1 protein-coding gene and 1 pseudogene are annotated in these 696 nt (G+C 44.1%); both read right to left on the bottom strand.

Annotated elements, in window-relative coordinates:
* A pseudogene (locus A3762_RS03660) lies at positions 1-423 on the bottom strand (apolipoprotein N-acyltransferase); the annotation flags it as partial.
* 33 nt (positions 424-456) lie between these two features.
* A partial coding sequence (locus A3762_RS03665; RefSeq protein WP_304439256.1) for a transporter associated domain-containing protein occupies positions 457-696 on the bottom strand: 240 nt, incomplete at its 5' end.

Raw genomic sequence — 696 nt, forward strand, 5'->3', positions numbered from 1 at the left:
AAATACACTTCGAACGAGATCGTTTAAGGTCCACAATGCTGCGAAGAGTAAGGTGTTAAGTACGGCTTGTTTAGTCTTTAGCTTTGCATACACATAAAACATCGCGCCATGGAATAAGCCTAAGAATGTGACGAATAGTAGCGTCAGAATTCCCGCCAAAGCTGGGTGCGCATGGCCATAGGTATTTATGCTCACGTACACCCAAGACGCGCCGCTAGCAAACAAGCCGAAGCCAAACAGCCATCCCTGATAAAAAGCACGTTTTCCTGTTAGTAAATGATTTGAAGATAGTGCTTTTGTAATGAATAAAAAAGCGACAAGCGAAATGATGCTTGCGGGCCAAAAATTGAATGGACTTAGACCTAAGGTCTGTAATGCGCCTGCTATAAAAATAGCAAGCGAGCAGAGAAGTGTTGCTCGCATTTTTGACTCGCTAGCGCTTCAGCGCGCTTTTATTTATTTTTCGAATTTTAAAAGACGTACTGTGCGGCTATCCGCGTTTAATACGGTGACTTTGAATCCTTCGAACAGCGTTTCGTCACCCCGATTTGGAAGGCAGCCGAAGCTTTTGATGACGCAGCCTCCGATGGTATCGAATTCATCATCAGGAATAAATGTGCCGAAGTGGTCGTTGAACTCTTCCACTGATGTGAGTGCTTTAACCGTCGACTCTGAATCGCTTAGAAGCTTAATATT

The organism is Oleiphilus sp. HI0125 (assembly GCF_001635355.1).